General features: G+C 65.0%; 17 protein-coding genes. 13 read left to right on the top strand and 4 right to left on the bottom strand.

From position 1 onward, the window contains the following. The first annotated feature begins 33 nt into the window (after positions 1-33). Together ybaL and OWC48_RS40615 are read left to right on the top strand one after the other, a co-directional pair. Positions 34-1,770 carry a YbaL family putative K(+) efflux transporter gene (ybaL, locus tag OWC48_RS40610; RefSeq protein WP_282525040.1) on the top strand — a complete coding sequence of 579 codons (1,737 nt, stop codon included), beginning with the start codon at positions 34-36 and terminating at the stop codon, positions 1,768-1,770. After that, the gene (locus OWC48_RS40615; protein WP_282525041.1) at positions 1,721-1,981 is read left to right on the top strand and encodes a hypothetical protein; all 261 of its coding nucleotides are present in this window, start codon (positions 1,721-1,723) and stop codon (positions 1,979-1,981) included. The genes ybaL and OWC48_RS40615 overlap by 50 nt, the downstream gene beginning before the upstream one ends. A 64-nt stretch (positions 1,982-2,045) precedes the next feature. On the opposite strand, the gene OWC48_RS40620 is transcribed toward OWC48_RS40615, so the two are convergent. Together OWC48_RS40620 and OWC48_RS40625 are read right to left on the bottom strand one after the other, a co-directional pair. Then, on the bottom strand, positions 2,046-2,441 hold the full coding sequence (locus tag OWC48_RS40620; protein WP_282525042.1) for a group II truncated hemoglobin: 396 nt from the start codon (positions 2,439-2,441) through the stop codon (positions 2,046-2,048). Positions 2,442-2,699: 258 nt separating this feature from the next. After that, positions 2,700-3,716: a helix-turn-helix transcriptional regulator gene (locus OWC48_RS40625; protein WP_404979890.1), complete on the bottom strand. Its 1,017-nt coding sequence runs from the start codon at positions 3,714-3,716 to the stop codon at positions 2,700-2,702. A 28-nt stretch (positions 3,717-3,744) separates the two neighbouring features. On the opposite strand from OWC48_RS40625, the gene OWC48_RS40630 reads away from it, so the two are divergent. The 5 genes from OWC48_RS40630 to boxB all read left to right on the top strand — a co-directional run bounded on the left by OWC48_RS40630 (position 3,745) and on the right by boxB (position 10,274). Further along, complete coding sequence (locus OWC48_RS40630; protein WP_282525043.1) at positions 3,745-5,286, top strand: benzoate-CoA ligase family protein; 1,542 nt, start codon at positions 3,745-3,747, stop codon at positions 5,284-5,286. 224 nt (positions 5,287-5,510) lie between these two features. Next, complete coding sequence (locus OWC48_RS40635) at positions 5,511-6,329, top strand: alpha/beta fold hydrolase (protein ID WP_282525044.1); 819 nt, start codon at positions 5,511-5,513, stop codon at positions 6,327-6,329. Between the two features lie 18 nt (positions 6,330-6,347). Continuing rightward, complete coding sequence (locus tag OWC48_RS40640) at positions 6,348-6,872, top strand: DUF309 domain-containing protein (RefSeq protein ID WP_282525045.1); 525 nt, start codon at positions 6,348-6,350, stop codon at positions 6,870-6,872. 119 nt (positions 6,873-6,991) lie between these two features. Further along, positions 6,992-8,680 carry a 2,3-epoxybenzoyl-CoA dihydrolase gene (boxC, locus tag OWC48_RS40645; protein WP_282525046.1) on the top strand — a complete coding sequence of 563 codons (1,689 nt, stop codon included), beginning with the start codon at positions 6,992-6,994 and terminating at the stop codon, positions 8,678-8,680. 157 nt (positions 8,681-8,837) lie between these two features. Next, positions 8,838-10,274, top strand: coding sequence for a benzoyl-CoA 2,3-epoxidase subunit BoxB (gene boxB / locus OWC48_RS40650; protein WP_282525092.1), 1,437 nt, complete (start codon positions 8,838-8,840; stop codon positions 10,272-10,274). A 172-nt stretch (positions 10,275-10,446) separates the two neighbouring features. Here the strand turns inward: boxB and OWC48_RS40655 are convergent, their stop codons facing one another. Together OWC48_RS40655 and OWC48_RS40660 are read right to left on the bottom strand one after the other, a co-directional pair. After that, positions 10,447-11,247 (bottom strand): SDR family oxidoreductase, encoded by an 801-nt coding sequence (locus OWC48_RS40655; protein ID WP_282525047.1) that lies wholly within the window; start codon positions 11,245-11,247, stop codon positions 10,447-10,449. A gap of 104 nt (positions 11,248-11,351) precedes the next feature. Further along, on the bottom strand, positions 11,352-12,410 hold the full coding sequence (locus tag OWC48_RS40660; protein WP_282525048.1) for a polysaccharide deacetylase family protein: 1,059 nt from the start codon (positions 12,408-12,410) through the stop codon (positions 11,352-11,354). Positions 12,411-12,574: 164 nt separating this feature from the next. Here OWC48_RS40660 and OWC48_RS40665 point away from each other — a divergent pair, with 164 nt between their 5' ends. The 6 genes from OWC48_RS40665 (at position 12,575) to OWC48_RS40690 (ending at position 17,541) form a co-directional block, all read left to right on the top strand. Beyond that, on the top strand, positions 12,575-13,969 hold the full coding sequence (locus tag OWC48_RS40665; protein ID WP_282525049.1) for an OmpA family protein: 1,395 nt from the start codon (positions 12,575-12,577) through the stop codon (positions 13,967-13,969). Positions 13,970-13,971: 2 nt separating this feature from the next. Beyond that, complete coding sequence (locus OWC48_RS40670; RefSeq protein WP_282525050.1) at positions 13,972-14,268, top strand: hypothetical protein; 297 nt, start codon at positions 13,972-13,974, stop codon at positions 14,266-14,268. A 121-nt stretch (positions 14,269-14,389) separates the two neighbouring features. Continuing rightward, on the top strand, positions 14,390-14,980 hold the full coding sequence (locus OWC48_RS40675) for a TetR/AcrR family transcriptional regulator (protein WP_282525051.1): 591 nt from the start codon (positions 14,390-14,392) through the stop codon (positions 14,978-14,980). Further along, positions 14,977-15,909: a haloalkane dehalogenase gene (locus OWC48_RS40680; RefSeq protein WP_282525052.1), complete on the top strand. Its 933-nt coding sequence runs from the start codon at positions 14,977-14,979 to the stop codon at positions 15,907-15,909. The genes OWC48_RS40675 and OWC48_RS40680 overlap by 4 nt, the downstream gene beginning before the upstream one ends. 12 nt (positions 15,910-15,921) lie before the next feature. Next, entirely contained in the window at positions 15,922-16,032 is a 111-nt protein-coding gene (locus tag OWC48_RS40685; RefSeq protein WP_282525053.1) for an Rdx family protein, read from the top strand. Between the two features lie 453 nt (positions 16,033-16,485). Then, on the top strand, positions 16,486-17,541 hold the full coding sequence (locus tag OWC48_RS40690) for a lysylphosphatidylglycerol synthase domain-containing protein (RefSeq protein ID WP_282525054.1): 1,056 nt from the start codon (positions 16,486-16,488) through the stop codon (positions 17,539-17,541). Positions 17,542-17,572 lie beyond the last annotated feature (31 nt).

Raw genomic sequence — 17,572 nt, forward strand, 5'->3', positions numbered from 1 at the left:
GCGCCGGCGCGCTCGCTGTGTCAAAAGGCAAAAATGCCGCATGACACACCTCTCATCGCCACCATCGTCGTCGGACTTGGACTAGCGTTCGTACTTGGAACTATAGCGCAGCGGTTCCGCATTCCGCCGCTTGTCGGCTACCTGCTCGCCGGCGTTGCCGTCGGCCCGTTCACGCCGGGCTTCGTCGCCGACCAGGCGCTTGCGACCGAGCTCGCAGAGCTCGGCATTATCTTGCTGATGTTCGGCGTCGGCCTGCATTTTTCGCTCCAGGATCTGCTGAGCGTCCGGCACATCGCCGTTCCGGGCGCCGTCGTGCAGATTGCGGTCGCCACACTGATGGGGCTCGGCCTTGCATGGCTGATGGGTTGGAGCGTCGGTGCGGGACTCGTGTTCGGACTGGCGTTGTCGGTCGCGAGCACTGTGGTCCTGCTTCGCGCGCTGCAGGAGCGGCGCCTGATGGAGACCGATCGCGGCCGCATCGCGGTCGGCTGGCTCATCGTCGAGGACCTCGCGATGGTGCTCGTGCTGGTGCTGTTCCCGGCGATCGCAAGCCTTCAGGGCGGCAGCGGCGACAAGCCGGCCTTCGAGCCGCTGGCCGCGCAGGCCGGCTTCGGGCTTGCCGGCATCGTGATGCTGACCCTGGCCAAGATCATCGTGTTCATCGGGCTGATGCTGGTGGTGGGGCGCCGGGTGATTCCCTGGATCCTGCACTACATCGCGCATACCGGCTCGCGCGAATTGTTCCGCCTCGGCGTGCTTGCGATCGCGCTGGGCATCGCATTCGGGGCGACGAAGCTGTTCGACGTCTCGCTGGCGCTGGGCGCGTTCTTCGCCGGCATGATGCTGCGGGAATCGCCGCTCAGCGCGCGCGCCGCGCAGGAATCGCTACCGCTGCGCGATGCCTTCGCCGTGCTGTTCTTCGTCTCGGTCGGCATGATGTTCGATCCGATGAGCGTGATCCGCGAGCCCTGGCCGCTGCTGGCGACGCTCGCGATCATCATGCTCGGCAAATCACTCGCGGCGTTCCTGATCGTGGTGCTGTTCCGGCATCCGGTCGCGACCGCGCTGACGATCTCGGCGAGCCTGTCGCAGATCGGCGAGTTCTCCTTCATCCTGGCCGAGCTCGGCGTCGCCTCGCAGATCCTGCCCAGCGACGGCCGCGACCTGATCATGGCCGGCGCGATCCTCTCCATCATGCTCAACCCGCTGATGTTCGCGGCCGCCACCTGGCTCGCGCCGCGTCTCGACCCGCGCCGGGATTCACCGCAGGCCGCGGCTGCCGTGCCCGAACCGATCCGCACCACGGACCTGACCGACCATACGATCGTGATCGGCTATGGCCGCGTCGGCGCGCTCGTCGGCGATGCCCTGAAGCAGCGGCAATTACCGTTCCTTGTCGCCGAAGTCGGCGAGGGTGCGTTGGCGAAGCTGAAGCAGGGCGGCATCGAGACCGTCATGGGCAATGCCGCGCAGCCCGAAATTCTCGGCGCCACCAATCCGTCACGGGCGCGGCATCTCGTGATCGCGATCCCCGAGGCGTTCGAGGCGGGACAGATCGTGCAGCAGGCGCGCGCGGCCAATCCGGACATCCGCATCATCGCGCGGGCGCATGCGGATGCCGAGGTCGATCATTTGAAGGGGCTGGGGGCGGATGTCGTCATCATGGGCGAGCGGGAGATCGCGCGCGGCATGATCGAGGAGCTGGAGAGGAGAGTTCCAGATGCTGCCCAGCAAGATCCCCGTCCGCTCGCGATCGGTTCGGTCGTTTGAGCTGATCACGCCGCAGGGCCGGACCTACCGCTTCCCGCCGCCGACATTGTCGCAGCGGTTGTTGCGGTTGCTGCTCGCGCATGCGGAGACAATGGCGATCTCCGCGGCGATCCTGGCGTTGATCTATGTGGCGGGCTTTGCCGCCGAAGCACTCGACCGTTCGGTGTTCGATGCGTGCAACGATCGGGCTGGGGTGCGCAGGGTCGGTTAGCCTGCAACTGCGCGAAGCGCAGTCCGCTGGCGTAACCCACCGCGTCCCCGCCTCGCGCTCTGTGTCACTGTCGGTTGCGCATCCAGTCGGCAAGACCGGACAGCGCCTTGTCGAGGTCTTGCCGCGCGGCAGCGTCCGTGACCGTCTCGTCCAGCGCGCCGCGCATGCAGAGTAGCCACGCATCGCGCTCGGCGTCGCCGATGGCAAAGCTGATGTGCCGCTGCCGTAGCCGCGGATGGCCCTTCTCGACCGAATAGAGTTTTGGGCCGCCGGTCCATTCGGTGAGGTAGCGCTTCAGCACGTCCCTGATCAGTCCGAGGTCATCCGCGTGCATCGCGCGGATCATCTTCGCCTCCGGCAGCGTGTCCATGCGCTCGTAGAAGCGGTCGACCAGAAGGTCGATCGTGCCGCTGCCGCCGATCCGCTCGAACATGGAGATTGCGACGTCGCTGGAGGTCATCGTGAGTCCTGTCTGATGCAAGGCTCTTCATATCGTCTCCCTTTGCGAAATGAAAAGGGGACGCATGGCGTAGCTGCGCGCTCAGCTCTGCTCCCTCCCCCCTTGCGGGGGAGAGGGGTCGCCCAGGAAATGGTATTGGTTGTCGCGAAGAAGAAGCGCGTTTCGCGAGTGATGGAGTCCCCGTGTGGTACCCCTCTCCCTAACCCTCCCCCGCAAGGGGGGAGGGAATGCAGCGGAGAACGGAGTTAGCAGATCGCTCTACAGCGCCACGCTGCGCAGGCCGAAACTCCGCGCTTCGTTCTGCAGCACCGGCCGCACCGCATCGATCAGCCTTGCAGCCGCCGCATCGACCGACAGCCCTGCCGTATCCACCACCGCCGTCGCACGCGAATAAAGCGGCTCGCGGCTCAGCAAGATGTTGCGCAGCTCGGCCATCGCGGAGCGGTCGTCCGCCATCGGGCGCAGGTCGCCCTGGCGGCGCACGCGGGCCATGTGCTCCTCAGGCTCGGCCTTCAGCCAGATCGTGTAGAACGACGACAGGATCTGGTCGAAGGTCAACGGCTCCGACACGATGCCGCCGCCGGTCGCCAGCACCATCAGCTCGTTGCGTGCGAGCAGCTGTTGCAGCGCGGCCTGCTCCATGCGGCGAAAGCCTTCCTGGCCGTAGAGCGCGATGATCTCGGCGACCGAGAGCCCGTTCTGCTGCTCGACCTCCTTGTTGAGCTCGACAAAACTCCAGCCGACCTTCTTCGCCAGCATCCGCCCAAGCGTCGATTTGCCGGCGCCGCGCAGGCCGATCAACGCAATGCCGCAGAACGGGGCGCGCCGCGGCGCCGACGCGCTGCCGCCGGCGAGAACGTCCTTGGCCTGAGCGATCTGCGCCGGCGTCGCCTTGCGCAGGAGATCGCGAAACATCTGCCAGTCCGGCGTCGGGTCGGCCGAGGGCAGCAGGTCTTCGAGATGCGCGCCCATCGCGTCGGAGACGCGGCGCAGCAGCACGATGGAGACATTGCCCTTGCCGCTCTCGAGCTGCGCGATGTAGCGCTCCGAAATCCCTGATACCTTGGCGAGCACCTTGCGCGACATGCCGCGCAGCGCGCGCATGGTGCGCACGCGCTGGCCGAGCTGTTCGAGAAATCGGGATTCGGCGTCGGGACTGTCGGTCATGGACTGCAGATCATGGGCCTTCTTGAGAGGGTGTCCTGCGGCGCATTTTAATGAAACATAGTGCCTGCCAGCATTGACAGCAAGCCGCGGCGGTGTCTTTCTATGAATTATAATTCTAAATTCGGGGGAGAAGTCCGTGAGCGAGGGATCCTATAACGCGGTGACCTGGCTGCTCGACCGCAACGTCGAGGACGGCAGGGGCGGCAAGCTCGCCTTCGACGACACCGCCTCGCGGCTCACCTATGGCGAGCTCCAGCGCGAGACCCGACGCGCCGCCAACATGCTGCGTCGGCTCGGGGTCCGCCGCGAGGAGCGCGTGGCGATGATCATGCTGGATACGGTCGATTTCCCGATCGTGTTCCTGGGCGCGATCCGCGCCGGCATCGTGCCGGTGCCGCTGAACACGCTGCTGACCGCGGATCAATACGCCTACATCCTCGCCGATTGCCGCGCGCGTGTGCTGTTCGTCTCCGAGGCGCTCTATCCTGTTATCAAGGACGTCGTCGGCCGCATGCCGGATCTCGAGCACGTCGTGGTGTCCGGCGCCAAGCAGAACGGTCACAAGCAGCTCGCGGAAGAGCTCGCCGATGAGAGCGACCGGTTCACGACCGCCGCGACGCATCCGGACGAGCCGGCGTTCTGGCTCTATTCGTCGGGCTCGACCGGCATGCCCAAGGGCGTGCGCCATCTGCATTCGAACCTGCAGGCGACCGCTGACACCTATGCAAAGCAGGTGCTTGGCATCCGCGAGAGCGACGTCTGCCTGTCTGCGGCAAAACTGTTCTTCGCCTATGGCCTCGGCAATGCACTGACTTTTCCGATGTCGGTCGGCGCCACCGTGGTGCTGAACAGCGAGCGCCCGACGCCGGCGCGCATGTTCGACCTGATGAACAGGTACAATCCCTCGATCTTCTACGGCGTGCCGACATTGTTCGCGGCGATGCTCAACGACGAAACCATGAAGAGCGAGCGCGGTGGCAAGTCGCTGCGCATCTGCACCTCGGCCGGCGAGGCGTTGCCGGAATCCGTCGGCAACAGCTGGAAGGCGCGCTTCGGCGTCGACATCCTCGACGGCGTCGGCTCGACCGAGCTGCTGCACATTTTTCTCTCGAACGCGCCCGGCGACATCAAATACGGCTCCTCCGGCAAGCCGGTGCCGGGCTATGCGGTGCGGCTCGTCAACGAGGCGGGCCAGGATGTCGCCGACGGCGAGGTCGGCGAGCTGCTGGTTGATGCGCCCTCCGCCGGCGAGGGCTATTGGAACCAGCGCCACAAGAGCCGCCGCACCTTTGAAGGTCCGTGGACCCGCACCGGCGACAAATATGTCAGGGATGGCGAAGGCCGCTACACCTTCTGCGGCCGCGCCGACGACATGTTCAAGGTCTCAGGCATCTGGGTCTCGCCGTTCGAGGTCGAGAGCGCGCTGATCACGCATCCCGCCGTGCTCGAAGCCGCCGTCGTGCCGGAAGCCGATCCGGAAGGCCTGTTGAAGCCGAAGGCGTTCGTCGTGCTGCGTCCGGGCGCGGCGACGGCGGACTTGCAGGAGATGCTGAAGGAGCACGTCAAGCAGAAGATCGGCCCGTGGAAATATCCGCGCTGGATCGACGTGGTGGAGTCGCTGCCGAAGACCGCGACGGGGAAGATCCAGCGGTTCAAGCTGCGGGAAGGGGCGAATTGAGCGCGCAGGCGGTGGACTCGCTTGCTTACCCTCCCCTGGAGGGGGAGGGTCGCTTCGCATGGTGCGAAGCGCAATGCGAAGCGGGGTGGGGTGATCTCTCCACTCGGGCACCGCATCCGCCGAGAGACTGTCACCCCACCCCGTCTCACATCTCGCTGCGCTCGATGTGAGCCGACCCTCCCCCTCCAGGGGAGGGTACAGACGGAGCGAACAGGAATACGACCATGACCAACCTCACCCCCACCGGCTTCCTGACCATCGGCAGCGCCAGCCTCGAATATAAATGGCTTGCGCCACAAGCCGCTGACGGCCCCACCATCGTCATGCTGCACGAAGGCCTCGGCTCCGTCGGCCTGTGGGGCGACTTGCCCGAGAAGCTGCAGCAAGCCACCGGCGCCGGCATCTTCGTCTATTCGCGTGCCGGCTACGGCCAGTCGAGCCCGGTCACGCTGCCGCGGCCGCTCGATTACATGCAGCGCGAGGCGCTGGATGTGCTGCCGAAGATCCTCGATGCGATTTCCTTCAAGCGTGGCCTCCTGCTCGGCCATTCCGACGGCGCCTCGATCGCGACGATCTATGCCGGCGCGCATCAGGATCACCGTCTGCAAGGCCTCGTGCTGATGGCGCCGCATTTCATCGTCGAGGACATCTCGGTGAGATCCATCGCAGCGATCAAGACGACCTTCGAGACCACCGACCTCAAGGTGAAGCTGGCGCGCTGGCACAAGGATGTCGACAACGCCTTCTACGGCTGGAACGGTGCCTGGCTCGATCCGAAATTCCGCGACTGGGACATCTCGGAATATCTCGCCTACATCCGCGTTCCCATCCTGGTCGTGCAGGGCAAGAACGACCAATATGGGACACTGCGTCAGGTCGATATTGCGCAAGAAGAGTGCTATTGTCCGGTAGATTTGAAAATTATTTCAGACGCGGGACATTCCCCGCATCGTGAAGCGCCGGGGGCGACGCTTGACGCGATTGAGCAATTTGCAAAAGCGGCCCTGCGCGACGACCAGGGACTTCAAGGACGCGCCGCGTGATCCTGCGGAGGCACATTTATGAATGTGCCTTCGGATGCGAGCGGCCCGTTGCCGTGGCCGCGATGGGCCTATGTGCCGGGCGAGACCGGCGGGGTCGACGCGGATTACAAGACGCTTGATTTGGCCAAGCCACTGGTGCCCCCGGCGTTCCGCGGCTACGTGCCGGCGCGCCATCCGGCGCTGCGCTACGGGCTCGCGCTCAACGACCGCGGCTATTTCTGGGAATCGCAGGAGGTGCTGGAAGCGGTGTGGGCCGCAGCCCCGCAAGGCGGCCGCGAGCGCATCCTGCTGCGCGCCTGCATTCACATCGCCAATGCCAATTTGCGACTGCGCATGCAGCGGCTGCATTCGGCCGCGCGCCTGTTCGGCGACGCGCAGGCGGAGTTGCGGGCGCTGAGCTCGCGCAAGGCGGCCGCGGGAGGCGACGGCTTTGTCGAGAGCTTCCCCATTCCGGCGCTGGCGGCTCTGCTCCAGGCCAAGCTGGGCCGTCCCCAACTCTCCAAGGCGGACTGGATCACCCTCGGCGCCATTGTGCGGTCTTGATAGGCCTCATGAAACAAAGTGCATGCGGCAGCCGTTAAGGGCTAGACGCTTTCGAAAAGATGCACTATTGTGCATCTAACGCTACAGCCAGAACGCATAATCAAGCTCAAGGGTGGCCCATGGCCGGGGAAGATCGGCGCCTCGCAGGCGGCGCGACATTCATCGATTTCCAGACCGAACCGTCCCGCTACAAGCACTGGAAGCTCGCGGTCGATGGCGACGTCGCCACCCTGACCATGGACGTCGACGAGAATGGCGGCCTGTTCGAGGGCTATCTGCTCAAGCTCAATTCCTACGATCTCGGCGTCGACATCGAGCTGGCAGACGTCGTCCAGCGCCTGCGCTTCGAGCACCCCGAGGTGAAGGTCGTGGTGATGCGCTCGGCCAAGAACCGCGTGTTCTGCGCCGGCGCCAACATCCGCATGCTCGCGGGCTCGACGCATGCCCACAAGGTGAACTTCTGCAAATTCACCAACGAGACCCGCAACGGCATGGAAGATTCGTCGGAGAATTCCGGCCAGCGCTTCATCACGGTGGTGAACGGCTCGGCCGCCGGCGGCGGCTATGAGCTGGCGCTCGCGACCGACCACATCATCCTCGCCGATGACGGCTCGTCGGCCGTCGCCCTGCCGGAAGTGCCGCTGCTCGCGGTGCTGCCCGGCACCGGCGGCCTCACCCGCGTCGTCGACAAGCGCAAGGTGCGCCGCGACCACGCCGATTTCTTCTGCACCATCGAGGAAGGCGTGAAGGGCAAGCGCGCCGTGCAGTGGCGCCTCGTCGACGAGATCGCGCCGAACTCCAAACTTGAAGCCAAGGTCGCCGAGCGCGCCAAGGCGTTCGCAGGCCAGTCGAAGCGCAAGGGCAGCGGCAAGGGTATTGCGCTGACACCGCTCAGGCGCGTCATCGACGAGACCAGCATCCGCTACGGTTTTGTCAGCGTCGACATCGATCGCACGGCGCGCATCGCCACCATCTCGATCAAGGCGCCGGAGGCCGCGCCGCCGGCCGACATCGATGGCATGATGGCGCAGGGGTCATCGTTCTGGCCGCTCCAGGTCGCGCGCGAGCTCGACGACGCCATCCTGCATCTGCGCATCAACGAGCTCGAGATTGCGATGCTGGTGTTCAAGAGCCATGGCGACCGCGCCCACGTGCTGGCATCCGATGCCTTCCTCGATGCCCACAAGGCGCACTGGCTGGTCAACGAAATCAGGCACTATTGGAAGCGCGTGCTGAAGCGCATCGACGTCACCTCGCGCACGCTGGTGACGCTGGTCGAGCCCGGCTCCTGCTTTGCCGGTACGCTCGCCGAGCTCGTCTTCGCTGCCGACCGCTCCTACATGCTGATCGGCACGCGTCAGGGCGACAACCGTCCGCCGCCGTCGATCGAACTCTCCGCGATGAATTTCGGTCCGTATCCGATGAGCCACGGCCTGACCCGGCTGGAATCGCGCTTCCAGGCCGATCCGTCCGACGTCGAGCGTGCGGAAGCCACCATGGGCACCGCGCTCGACGCCGAGCAGGCGGAAGAGCTCGGCCTCGTCACCTTCGCGCTCGACGACATCGACTGGGACGACGAGGTCCGTGTGTTCCTGGAAGAGCGCGCCAGCTTCTCGCCCGACAGCCTCACCGGCATGGAAGCCAGCCTGCGCTTCGTCGGCCCCGAGACGATGGAATCAAAAATCTTCGCGCGCCTCACCGCGTGGCAGAACTGGATCTTCCAGCGCCCGAACGCGGTCGGCGAGGAAGGTGCACTGCGCCGCTACGGCAGCGGCCAGAAGCCGAAATTCGATATGACGAGAGTTTGATGACTCTCGTGTCCCGGGCGCGCTGCGGCACGAAGTGACGCCGCGCAGAACCGGGACCCACAGGATCAGACAATAGGTCCCGGCTCAGCAGTGCAGCACTTCGCGCCGCACTGCGTCCGGGACACGAGACGGAGCAAGGAGCACGGCCATGAACATCATGAACGTCGACTACTCGACCAAGATTCCGAACAACGTCAATCTCGCCGAAGACCGCCAGGTGCTGAAGGCGCTGGAAGGATGGCATCCCGGCTATATGGATTGGTGGAGCGACATGGGGCCGGAAGGCTTCCAGGAGTCGCTGGTGTATCTTCGCACCGCGTACTCCGTCGATCCGCGCGGCTGGGCCAAGTTCGACTATGTCCGCATGCCCGACTATCGCTGGGGCATCCTGCTTGCGCCGCAGGAGGAGAACCGCGTCGTTCCGTTCGGTGAGCACTTTGGCGAGCCGGCCTGGCAGGAAGTCCCGGGCGAGTATCGCGCCATGCTGCGCCGCCTGATCGTGATCCAGGGCGACACCGAGCCGGCTTCCGTCGAGCAGCAGCGCCATCTCGGCAAGACCGCGCCCTCGCTCTACGACATGCGCAACCTGTTCCAGGTCAATGTCGAGGAAGGCCGCCATCTCTGGGCGATGGTCTATCTGCTGCAGAAGTACTTCGGCCGCGACGGTCGCGAGGAAGCGGATGACTTGCTGCGCCGCCGCTCGGGCGATGCCGACGCGCCGCGCATGCTCGGTGCGTTCAACGAGGCCACGCCGGACTGGCTGTCCTTCTTCATGTTCACCTATTTCACCGACCGCGACGGCAAGATGCAGCTGCACTCGCTCGCGCAGTCGGGCTTCGATCCCTTGTCGCGCACCTGCCGTTTCATGCTGACGGAAGAAGCGCACCACATGTTCGTCGGCGAGACCGGCATCACCCGCGTCGTGCAGCGCACTTGTGACGCGATGCGCGAAGCCGGCATCACCGATCCCACCGACATCGCAAAGGTCCGTGCGCTCGGCGTGATCGACCTGCCGACCATCCAGAAGAAGCTGAATCTGCACTATACGCTGTCGCTCGACCTGTTCGGCTCGGAGGTCTCGACCAACGCGGCCAACGCCTTCAACACCGGCATCAAGGGCCGCTATCACGAGACCCAGATCGACGACGATCACCAGCTCAAGAACGCCACCTATCCGGTGCTCAAGTTCATCAACGGCGAGATCAAGCTCGTCGACGAGCCGGCGCTGACCGCGCTCAACATGCGCCTGCGCGACGATTACAGCCAGGACTGCGTCAAGGGCATGCTGCGCTGGAACAAGGTGATCTCCACCGCGGGCTATGATTTCAAGCTGACGCTGCCGAATGTCGCCTTCCACCGCCACATCGGCGAGTTCAAGGGCATCCATGCGACGCCGGATGGTCTTTTGATCGACGACGCCACCTGGGCCAAGCGCAAGGATGATTGGTTGCCCTCGACCGCCGATGGCGACTTCATCACCTCGCTGATGCAGCCCGTCACCGAGACCGGCAAGTTCGCCTCCTGGATCTCGCCGCCGAAAGTCGGCATCGACAACAAGCCCGGCGATTTCGAGTACGTGAAGATCGAGTCGTAGACGTTAGACGACGACGCTCGCGCCACACGAATGCTGTCATCACCCGCGGAAGCGGGTGATCCAGTATTCCAGAGGCGGTCGTTCTAGAGCCGAGAAGCCGCGGCGTACTGGATGCCCCGCTTTCGCGGGGCATGACAGCGGAGTGTGCGGCACGGCTTCTCCTGAAGCTCGCCTACCCCGCAATCTCCAGTCCCGCATTCGCATAGACCACGCCGCCATCGACGGCGATGGTGTTGCCGACCACGTAATCGCCCGCGCGCGAGGCGAGGTAGATCGCCACGCCGGCCATGTCCTCATCGGTTCCGATCCGCCGCGCCGGGATGCGCTTTGCGACCTCGTCCGCATGGTCGCGCGCGGCGCGGTTCATGTCGGACTTGAACGCGCCCGGCGCGATCGCGGTGACGTTGATGTTGTCCTTGATCAGTTTCGTCGCCATGCGCCGCGTCAGGTGGATCACGGCGGCCTTGCTGGCGGCGTAGGAATAGGTCTCGCTCGGATTGACGAAGATGCCGTCGATCGAGGCGATGTTGATGACCTTGGCGGGCCGCTCGTGCGACGCCGCCGCACGCAGAGGTGCGGCAAGCGCCTTGGTCAGGAAGAACAGCGACTTGACGTTGAGGTCCATCACCTTGTCCCAGCCGCTCTCCGGGAATTCGTCGAACTCCGCGCCCCAGGCCGCACCCGCATTGTTGACGAGGATGTCGAGCTTCGGCTCCAGCTTGATGATCTCGGAGGCCAGCCTGTCGCAGCCTTCGATGGTCGAGATGTCGATCGGCAGCGCGATGCATTCGCCGTCATATTGGGCGGAGAGCTCCTTCGCCGTCGCCTCGCAGGGACCTGCCTTGCGCGCGGTGATGTAGACCTTCGCCGCGCCCTGCGCGAGGAAGCCCGCCGCGATCATCTTGCCGATGCCGCGCGAGCCGCCGGTCACGAGCGCGACACGGCCTTTGAGCGAGAACAGATCGTTGAACATGGTGCCTCCCTTGGTTGGCGCCGTTTTGAGCGCGGCGGAGAGGGGAGTCAATCTCCGCCGTCGCTCTTACTGAGCGCTCCTCAGGATGAGGTCTGAGTGATGGATCAGGCCGCGGCGATCCGGCGAAAGCCGTTCCACATCGCGGTCGCGGCGCCTGAGGTCAGCACCGGCAAAATTCGCGCGTCCTGGTAATTGCCGTTGAGCGAGACGCGCGGCAGCGCGGTCATGTGGCCGGCGTTCTCGGCGAACAGCATGCCGGGCCGGGTCGTCACGGCGGTCTTGAAGCCGGCCGATGCAGCGAGTGCGAATTCGCGCTCGCCGGCCGCTTCGCGGTCGCCATAGGGGTAGGCGAAGTGCAGCACGGTACGGCCGAGCGCCTGCTCGATCCGCGCGCGGCTGACCGCCATCTCCTGCGCGGCGATCCCCTCGCTCTGCTTGGCCAGATTACAATGGCTGATGGTGTGCGCGCCGATCGTGACCAGCGGATCGGCGGAAAATGCCCTCACCTCGTCCCAGGACAGGCACAGGCTGCGGCACAGTGCGGCCATGTCGACGTCGTATCTGGCGCAGAGCGCCTCGATCTCGCGTTTGAGATCATGTTCGCCCGGCAGCGCGCGCAGCCAATCGTGCAGGCGGTCGAACGCCATTTGTTTTGCGGCTGGGGTCGTTGCATCCAGCCGCAGGGCGGAATTGCCGATCTGGATGTCAATCTGTTCGGCCTTGGCGATCACGGCCTCCAGCGCGGTCCACCACAGACGTCCGGTGCCCTCGGCAAACTCGCTCGCGACATAGACGGCCAAGGGCGCGTCAAATTCGCGCAGAACCGGCAGCGCGAATTCGAGATTGTCGCGGTAGCCGTCGTCGAGGGTGAAGGCGGCGAAGGGGCGGATGAACCGGCCCTGCACCAGCCGCTCATGCAGCTCGTCCATGCTGACGATGTCGATCCCGCGCGAGCGCAAATGGCTCAGGGTGGCGCGGAGGAAATCGGGGGTGACTTCGAGGTGCCGGTTCGGCTGGAACGCGGCCTCGCGGGCCGGCCGCACGTGGTGCAGCATGAAAATGGCGCCGACGCCCGACAAGAGCGGGCGCAACAGGTGGTGCGCCCCGCTGAAATAGAGTGCCCCCAGCGCTGCGCGGATGACGTTGTTTCGGAGTTGTTTCATGACCGGCTGGCGAACTCTGGCATTCCACTTTCAACTTACGGAAGAACCCTTGAAGAAAAAGTTATTCCAATTGTCGACGCATGGCCCTCGGAAGGGCATCATTTCCGGTTTGACAGCCCGCCAAGGGTTTGTTTTGTCTCCGGTTCCAGAGTTCGGGTCGTTGAATGCAGAAGCTTTTCAGGTGGGCCAGCAAATGGTGGCCAGGGCTGATCCCCCTGGCCGTCATGTGGGGATTTGCGGCCTGGAATAATACCTTGCCGGTCGAGGCGGACCTGTCCGCCCGCAGCTCGGCGGCGCTCAAGGAGACTGTTCTGGACAAGACCCGGATCGCGGTCGACGGCCGGGACGTCAGCCTGGCCGCGGACGCCTTTTCCGAGGAGGGGCGCCGCGATGCCGTGATGGCGGTCGAGCTCGTCCCGGGCGTGCGCCTGGTCGACGACCGGACCCGCCTTGTTCCCGAAGCGACGCCCTTCGTCTGGAATGCCGAGCGTGACGTGGTGCGGGTAACGCTGTCCGGCTCCGCGCCCCTGCCGTCGATGAAGGCACGCCTGACCGAGGCCGCGCGCAAGGAGGTCAACGGGACCGAGGTCGCCGATCAGATGGGCCTCGCGCGCGGCGCGCCGCCGCGGTTCGAGGCGGCCGCGATGCTGCTGCTCGACCAGATCGGCAAGCTCAAGGACGGCAAGATCACGATCACCGACACCAAGGTTAATCTGTCGGGCATGGCGCGCGACCTCGGCGGCCGTGAGGCGATCGCGGCCGCGCTCAAGAACCTGCCCGAGGGCTTTTCGGTCGCCGCCAACGACGTCAAGGCGCCGCCCTACATCTTCCAGGCCTACAAGGACCCGGTCGCGGCGACCGTGACGCTGACGGGCTACGTGCCTGACAACAGCGTGCACGCGGCCATTGCAACCAGTGCCTCGCGAAAGTTCTTCACCGAAAAGGTCGTCGACAATCTCAAGGCCAGCGTCGGCGCACCCGGCTCCTTCAATACTGCCGTGGTCGCAGCGCTCGGCGCGCTGTCGCGGCTGTCGACCGGTACGCTCGTGGTGTCCGATCGCGAGGTGAAGCTGTCGGGCGATGCCCTCTACGAGGGCGCCGCCAACGACATCCGCGCAGGCCTCGGCAAGGACTTCCCGAAGAACTGGCAGTACAAGCCGGAGATTACGGTGAAGCCTGCCGCGGGTCCGGTCGATGGCACGGTCTGCCAGCAATTGTTCTCGGAGCTCCTGAACAAGGGCAAGATCCGCTTCGCAACGAAACGCGCCGACATCGACCCGGATTCCGCCGGCATTCTCGACCATCTGATCGAGACGGCGCTGCGCTGCCCCACCACCAATATCGAGGTGGCCGGGCACACCGATGCCGATGGTGAGGACTCCTTCAACCAGGCTCTCTCGGAGAAGCGCGCGCAGGCCGTGATCGACTATCTGGTCAAGGCCGGGTTGCCGGCCACCCGCTTCACTCCGGTTGGCTATGGCGCCACGCAGCCCCTCGCCGGCAATGACACCGACGAAGGCAAGGCGCAGAACCGCCGCATCGAATTTCTGGTGAGGTGACGATGCCCTATCTCGTCTCGTTCCATCTGGGCTGGCTGATCGGCTCGCTGCTGCTGGGCTTTTGCATGGGCTGGATCTCGGTGGTCCAGCGCGGCAACGGCACCTCGAAGGTGACCGCGCGCTGGCTCGGCGCGCTTGCTGCCGCCCTGGTCGCTGCCTCCTTCGCGCATGTGGTGCCCGGCCGCTTCGGCTATTGGCTCGATCTCGGGCTGGTCATGTTCGCCTGCTACCTCGTCGGCTGCACCATCGGCGCCTGGCTGCGCGACAGGGTGGTCTCGCGGAGCCAGCCTGCGGCTTAGATATTCAGGTTCGCTCGGAGGGCGGGGCCTCTATCCAACATTGCAATAACGGCCTGATCGGCAAGCAAATTGCCGATCAGAATGCGCTTGACAATAATACGTACGTACGTATTATTCGCTCATGCCAAAGCCCTCACTCAAAGACGCCATCCTCGATGCCGGCCTGAAGGTCATGTTCCGGACCGGCTATCACGGCACCAGCGTGCGTGATGTCACCGCCGCGGCCGGCGCGCCGCAGGGGTCCTTCACCAACCATTTTCGTTCCAAAGAGGTGTTCGCCTCCGAGGTGCTCGACCGCTACTTCGACACCACGAGGGGACTGGTCGCGGAGGCGCTCGACGACACCTCGCTGACGCCGCGCGCGCGGCTGCGCCGCTATCTCGACATCATCACCGGCCGTCTGGAGGCCGACGGCTATGGGCGCGGCTGCCTGATCGGAGATCTCAGCTTGGAGGCATCAGCCAGCAGCGAAATGCTGCGCGCGCGTCTCGCCGAAATCTTCGCTGAGTGGCGCACGCCGTTCGCCGCCTGCATCAGGGACGCCCAGACGTGCCGCGAGATCGCATCCGATTTCGAGCCCGAAGATCTCGCCGATTTCCTGCTCGCATCCTGGCAGGGCGCGATCCTGCGCATGAAGGTCGACCGCAATCCCAACGCCCTCGAACGTTTCAAGACCATCGCCTTTCAAACCGTCTTCAGGGAGCTGACATGAGCAAGCCAATCGAAATCGAGATTCGCAAAGCGTCTGTGCTGGGAAGCACGATGGCCTATCGCGAGATGGGAGATCGCGATGCGCCCGCTGCCCTGTTCCTGCACGGCAACCCGACGTCGTCGCATATCTGGCGCAACATCCTGCCGCTGGTATCGCCGGTCGCACATTGCATCGCGCCCGATCTCGTCGGCTTCGGCCAATCCGGCAAGCCCGACATCGGCTATCGCTTCGTCGACCACGTCCGCTATCTCGATGCATTCATCGAACAGCGCGGCATCAAATCGGCCTATCTCGTCGCGCAGGACTGGGGCACCGCGCTCGCGTTCCATCTCGCCGCGCGCCGGCCCGATTTCGTGCGCGGCCTGGCCTTCATGGAGTTCATCCGGCCGATGCCGACCTGGCAGGACTTTCACCACACCGAGGTCGCGGAGGAGCAGGATCACGCCGAGGCGGCGAGGGCGGCGTTCCGCAAATTCAGGACGGAGGGCGAGGGCGAAGCGATGATCCTGGAGGCGAACGCGTTCGTCGAACGCGTGCTGCCCGGTGGGATCGTCCGCAAGCTCGGCGAGGACGAGATGGCGCCTTACCGTGCGCCATTCCCGACGCCGGAGAGCCGCCGGCCCGTTCTCGCCTTCCCCCGCGAGCTGCCGATCGCGGGCGAGCCCGCCGACGTCTACCAGATGCTCCGATCCGCGCATGCCGCGCTCGCTGCATCGTCCTATCCGAAGCTGTTGTTCTCGGGCACGCCCGGTGCGCTCGTCGCGCCCGAATTTGCCGAGCGGTTCGCGGCCTCGCTGAAGCACTGCGCATTGGTCCGCCTCGGAGCAGGCCTGCACTTCCTCCAGGAGGATCACCCCGAGGCGATCGGCCGTTCCGTCGCCGGCTGGATCGCCGGCATCGAGGCGGTGCGTCCGCAGCGCGCGGCCTGATAGGAGGGCGCGATGCCTGACGTGACCATCATCTATTGCCGTCCCTGCGGCTACGAGAAGCGCGCCAAGGAGGCCGCTGCTGCGCTGCGGCAGCGTGCCGCCGTCACTTCCGTGTGGCTCTGATCCGGGGCGGAATCTGATCGCCTCCCTGAGGCCACGGCCGTCGCCGCGGCCTTTCAGCCCGCCGGAAATCCCTGAACAACAGCTCCGGCCAGCCCTCTTTCGCCAGGCGGGGGCGGCCCATAGATTGACGTTGGCTTAAGTCGTGACGGAACATTGTGCGGTCGAAATCATCAAAACTTCATGGCGCCTGCGCAGGATTGCCATGGAGATTCGCGTCAGTCTTGCCGCCGAAAGCGCCAATCCGTGCATCAGGAGCCCGCAACCCTGCCTAAAATATTGAAGGCACGAGTTTTTGTTCGAATTGCTGAATTCCACTCCGCCCCAAAACGCGCTAGTGGAGGGGCATGGGGCACGCGCGATGCCGGAGCCGGCGGCAAGGGTTCGTTGAGTGCCTGTACGTCGTCCGCCTGTCCGCCGGCCGCCCTGGCCGCTGAAGCGTTGTTCGAGGTCTAGATGCTGGAAGCCATACGCAGGGCGATGACGTTTCTGCGCCAGAAGCAAGTCCTGCATAAACTTGGAGTTGTGATCAGCGTCGCGGTCATCGGCATCGCTTGCTATGTGCTCTACCACATGCTGCGGGGCATCGACGTCAACGAGGTCCTCGAAGCGATCAAGAGCACCGAGCCGAGCCAGATTGCGATGGCGGCGCTGTTCGTGGCCGCGGGCTATTTCACCCTGACCTTCTACGATCTGTTCGCCGTGCGCGCGATCGGCCATGCCCATGTGCCCTACCGCATCAATGCGCTCGCCGCCTTCACCAGCTATTCGATCGGCCACAATGTCGGCGCCAGCGTCTTCACCGGCGGCGCGGTGCGCTACCGCATTTATTCCGCCTATGGCCTGAACGCGATCGACGTCGCAAAGATCTGCTTTCTCGCCGGCCTGACCTTCTGGCTCGGCAATGCCGCGGTGCTCGGCCTCGGCATCTCCTACCATCCGGAAGCCGCGGCCTCGATCGACCAGCTTCCGCCCTGGCTGAACCGGATGCTGGCGATGATGATCATCGTGGGGCTGGTCGCCTATGTGGTCTGGGTCTGGACCCAGCCGCGGGTGGTCGGCCGCGGGCCCTGGACCGTGGTGCTGCCGGGCGGACCGCTGACGCTGCTCCAGATCGCCATCGGAATCATCGATCTCGGCTTCTGTGCGCTCGCGATGTACGTGCTGGTCCCGGACGAGCCCAATCTCGGCTTCGTCGTGGTGGCGGTGATCTTCGTCTCGGCGACGCTGCTCGGTTTCGCCAGCCACTCGCCGGGAGGGCTCGGCGTGTTCGATGCCGCCATGCTGGTCGGCCTCTGGCAGATGGATCGCGAGGAACTGCTGGGTGGCATGCTCCTGTTCCGCGTCCTCTATTATCTCTCCCCCTTCGTCATATCTGTAATCTTGCTGACGTTTCGCGAGGTTATAATCGGCGCTCGATCGAAGCGCTTGCAGCAGGCGGCGCTCAAGCTCGACCCCGGCCCGGCACGTGAAGCCGCCTATGTGAGAGAGCGCAGCGACAGCGGCGCCTGACCGGCGCATCCCCTTAGGAGAAGCCCGCCCC

Origin of the sequence: Bradyrhizobium sp. Arg816 (genome assembly GCF_029989365.1) — a bacterium.
In the GTDB taxonomy this organism is placed as follows: Bacteria; Pseudomonadota; Alphaproteobacteria; order Rhizobiales; family Xanthobacteraceae; genus Bradyrhizobium.

What these genes read in the sequence shown, in the direction of transcription:
- ybaL (WP_282525040.1), top strand. Translation starts at nt 34, where the DNA reads ATGCCGCATGACACACCTCTCATCGCCACCATCGTCGTCGGACTTGGA.
- OWC48_RS40615 (WP_282525041.1), top strand. Translation starts at nt 1,721, where the DNA reads ATGCTGCCCAGCAAGATCCCCGTCCGCTCGCGATCGGTTCGGTCGTTT.
- OWC48_RS40620 (WP_282525042.1), bottom strand. Translation starts at nt 2,441, where the DNA reads ATGACCTCCAGCGACGTCGCAATCTCCATGTTCGAGCGGATCGGCGGC.
- OWC48_RS40635 (WP_282525044.1), top strand. Translation starts at nt 5,511, where the DNA reads ATGACCAACCTCACCCCCACCGGCTTCCTGACCATCGGCAGCGCCAGC.
- OWC48_RS40640 (WP_282525045.1), top strand. Translation starts at nt 6,348, where the DNA reads ATGAATGTGCCTTCGGATGCGAGCGGCCCGTTGCCGTGGCCGCGATGG.
- boxC (WP_282525046.1), top strand. Translation starts at nt 6,992, where the DNA reads ATGGCCGGGGAAGATCGGCGCCTCGCAGGCGGCGCGACATTCATCGAT.
- boxB (WP_282525092.1), top strand. Translation starts at nt 8,838, where the DNA reads ATGAACGTCGACTACTCGACCAAGATTCCGAACAACGTCAATCTCGCC.
- OWC48_RS40655 (WP_282525047.1), bottom strand. Translation starts at nt 11,247, where the DNA reads ATGTTCAACGATCTGTTCTCGCTCAAAGGCCGTGTCGCGCTCGTGACC.
- OWC48_RS40660 (WP_282525048.1), bottom strand. Translation starts at nt 12,410, where the DNA reads ATGAAACAACTCCGAAACAACGTCATCCGCGCAGCGCTGGGGGCACTC.
- OWC48_RS40665 (WP_282525049.1), top strand. Translation starts at nt 12,575, where the DNA reads ATGCAGAAGCTTTTCAGGTGGGCCAGCAAATGGTGGCCAGGGCTGATC.
- OWC48_RS40670 (WP_282525050.1), top strand. Translation starts at nt 13,972, where the DNA reads ATGCCCTATCTCGTCTCGTTCCATCTGGGCTGGCTGATCGGCTCGCTG.
- OWC48_RS40675 (WP_282525051.1), top strand. Translation starts at nt 14,390, where the DNA reads ATGCCAAAGCCCTCACTCAAAGACGCCATCCTCGATGCCGGCCTGAAG.
- OWC48_RS40680 (WP_282525052.1), top strand. Translation starts at nt 14,977, where the DNA reads ATGAGCAAGCCAATCGAAATCGAGATTCGCAAAGCGTCTGTGCTGGGA.
- OWC48_RS40685 (WP_282525053.1), top strand. Translation starts at nt 15,922, where the DNA reads ATGCCTGACGTGACCATCATCTATTGCCGTCCCTGCGGCTACGAGAAG.
- OWC48_RS40690 (WP_282525054.1), top strand. Translation starts at nt 16,486, where the DNA reads ATGCTGGAAGCCATACGCAGGGCGATGACGTTTCTGCGCCAGAAGCAA.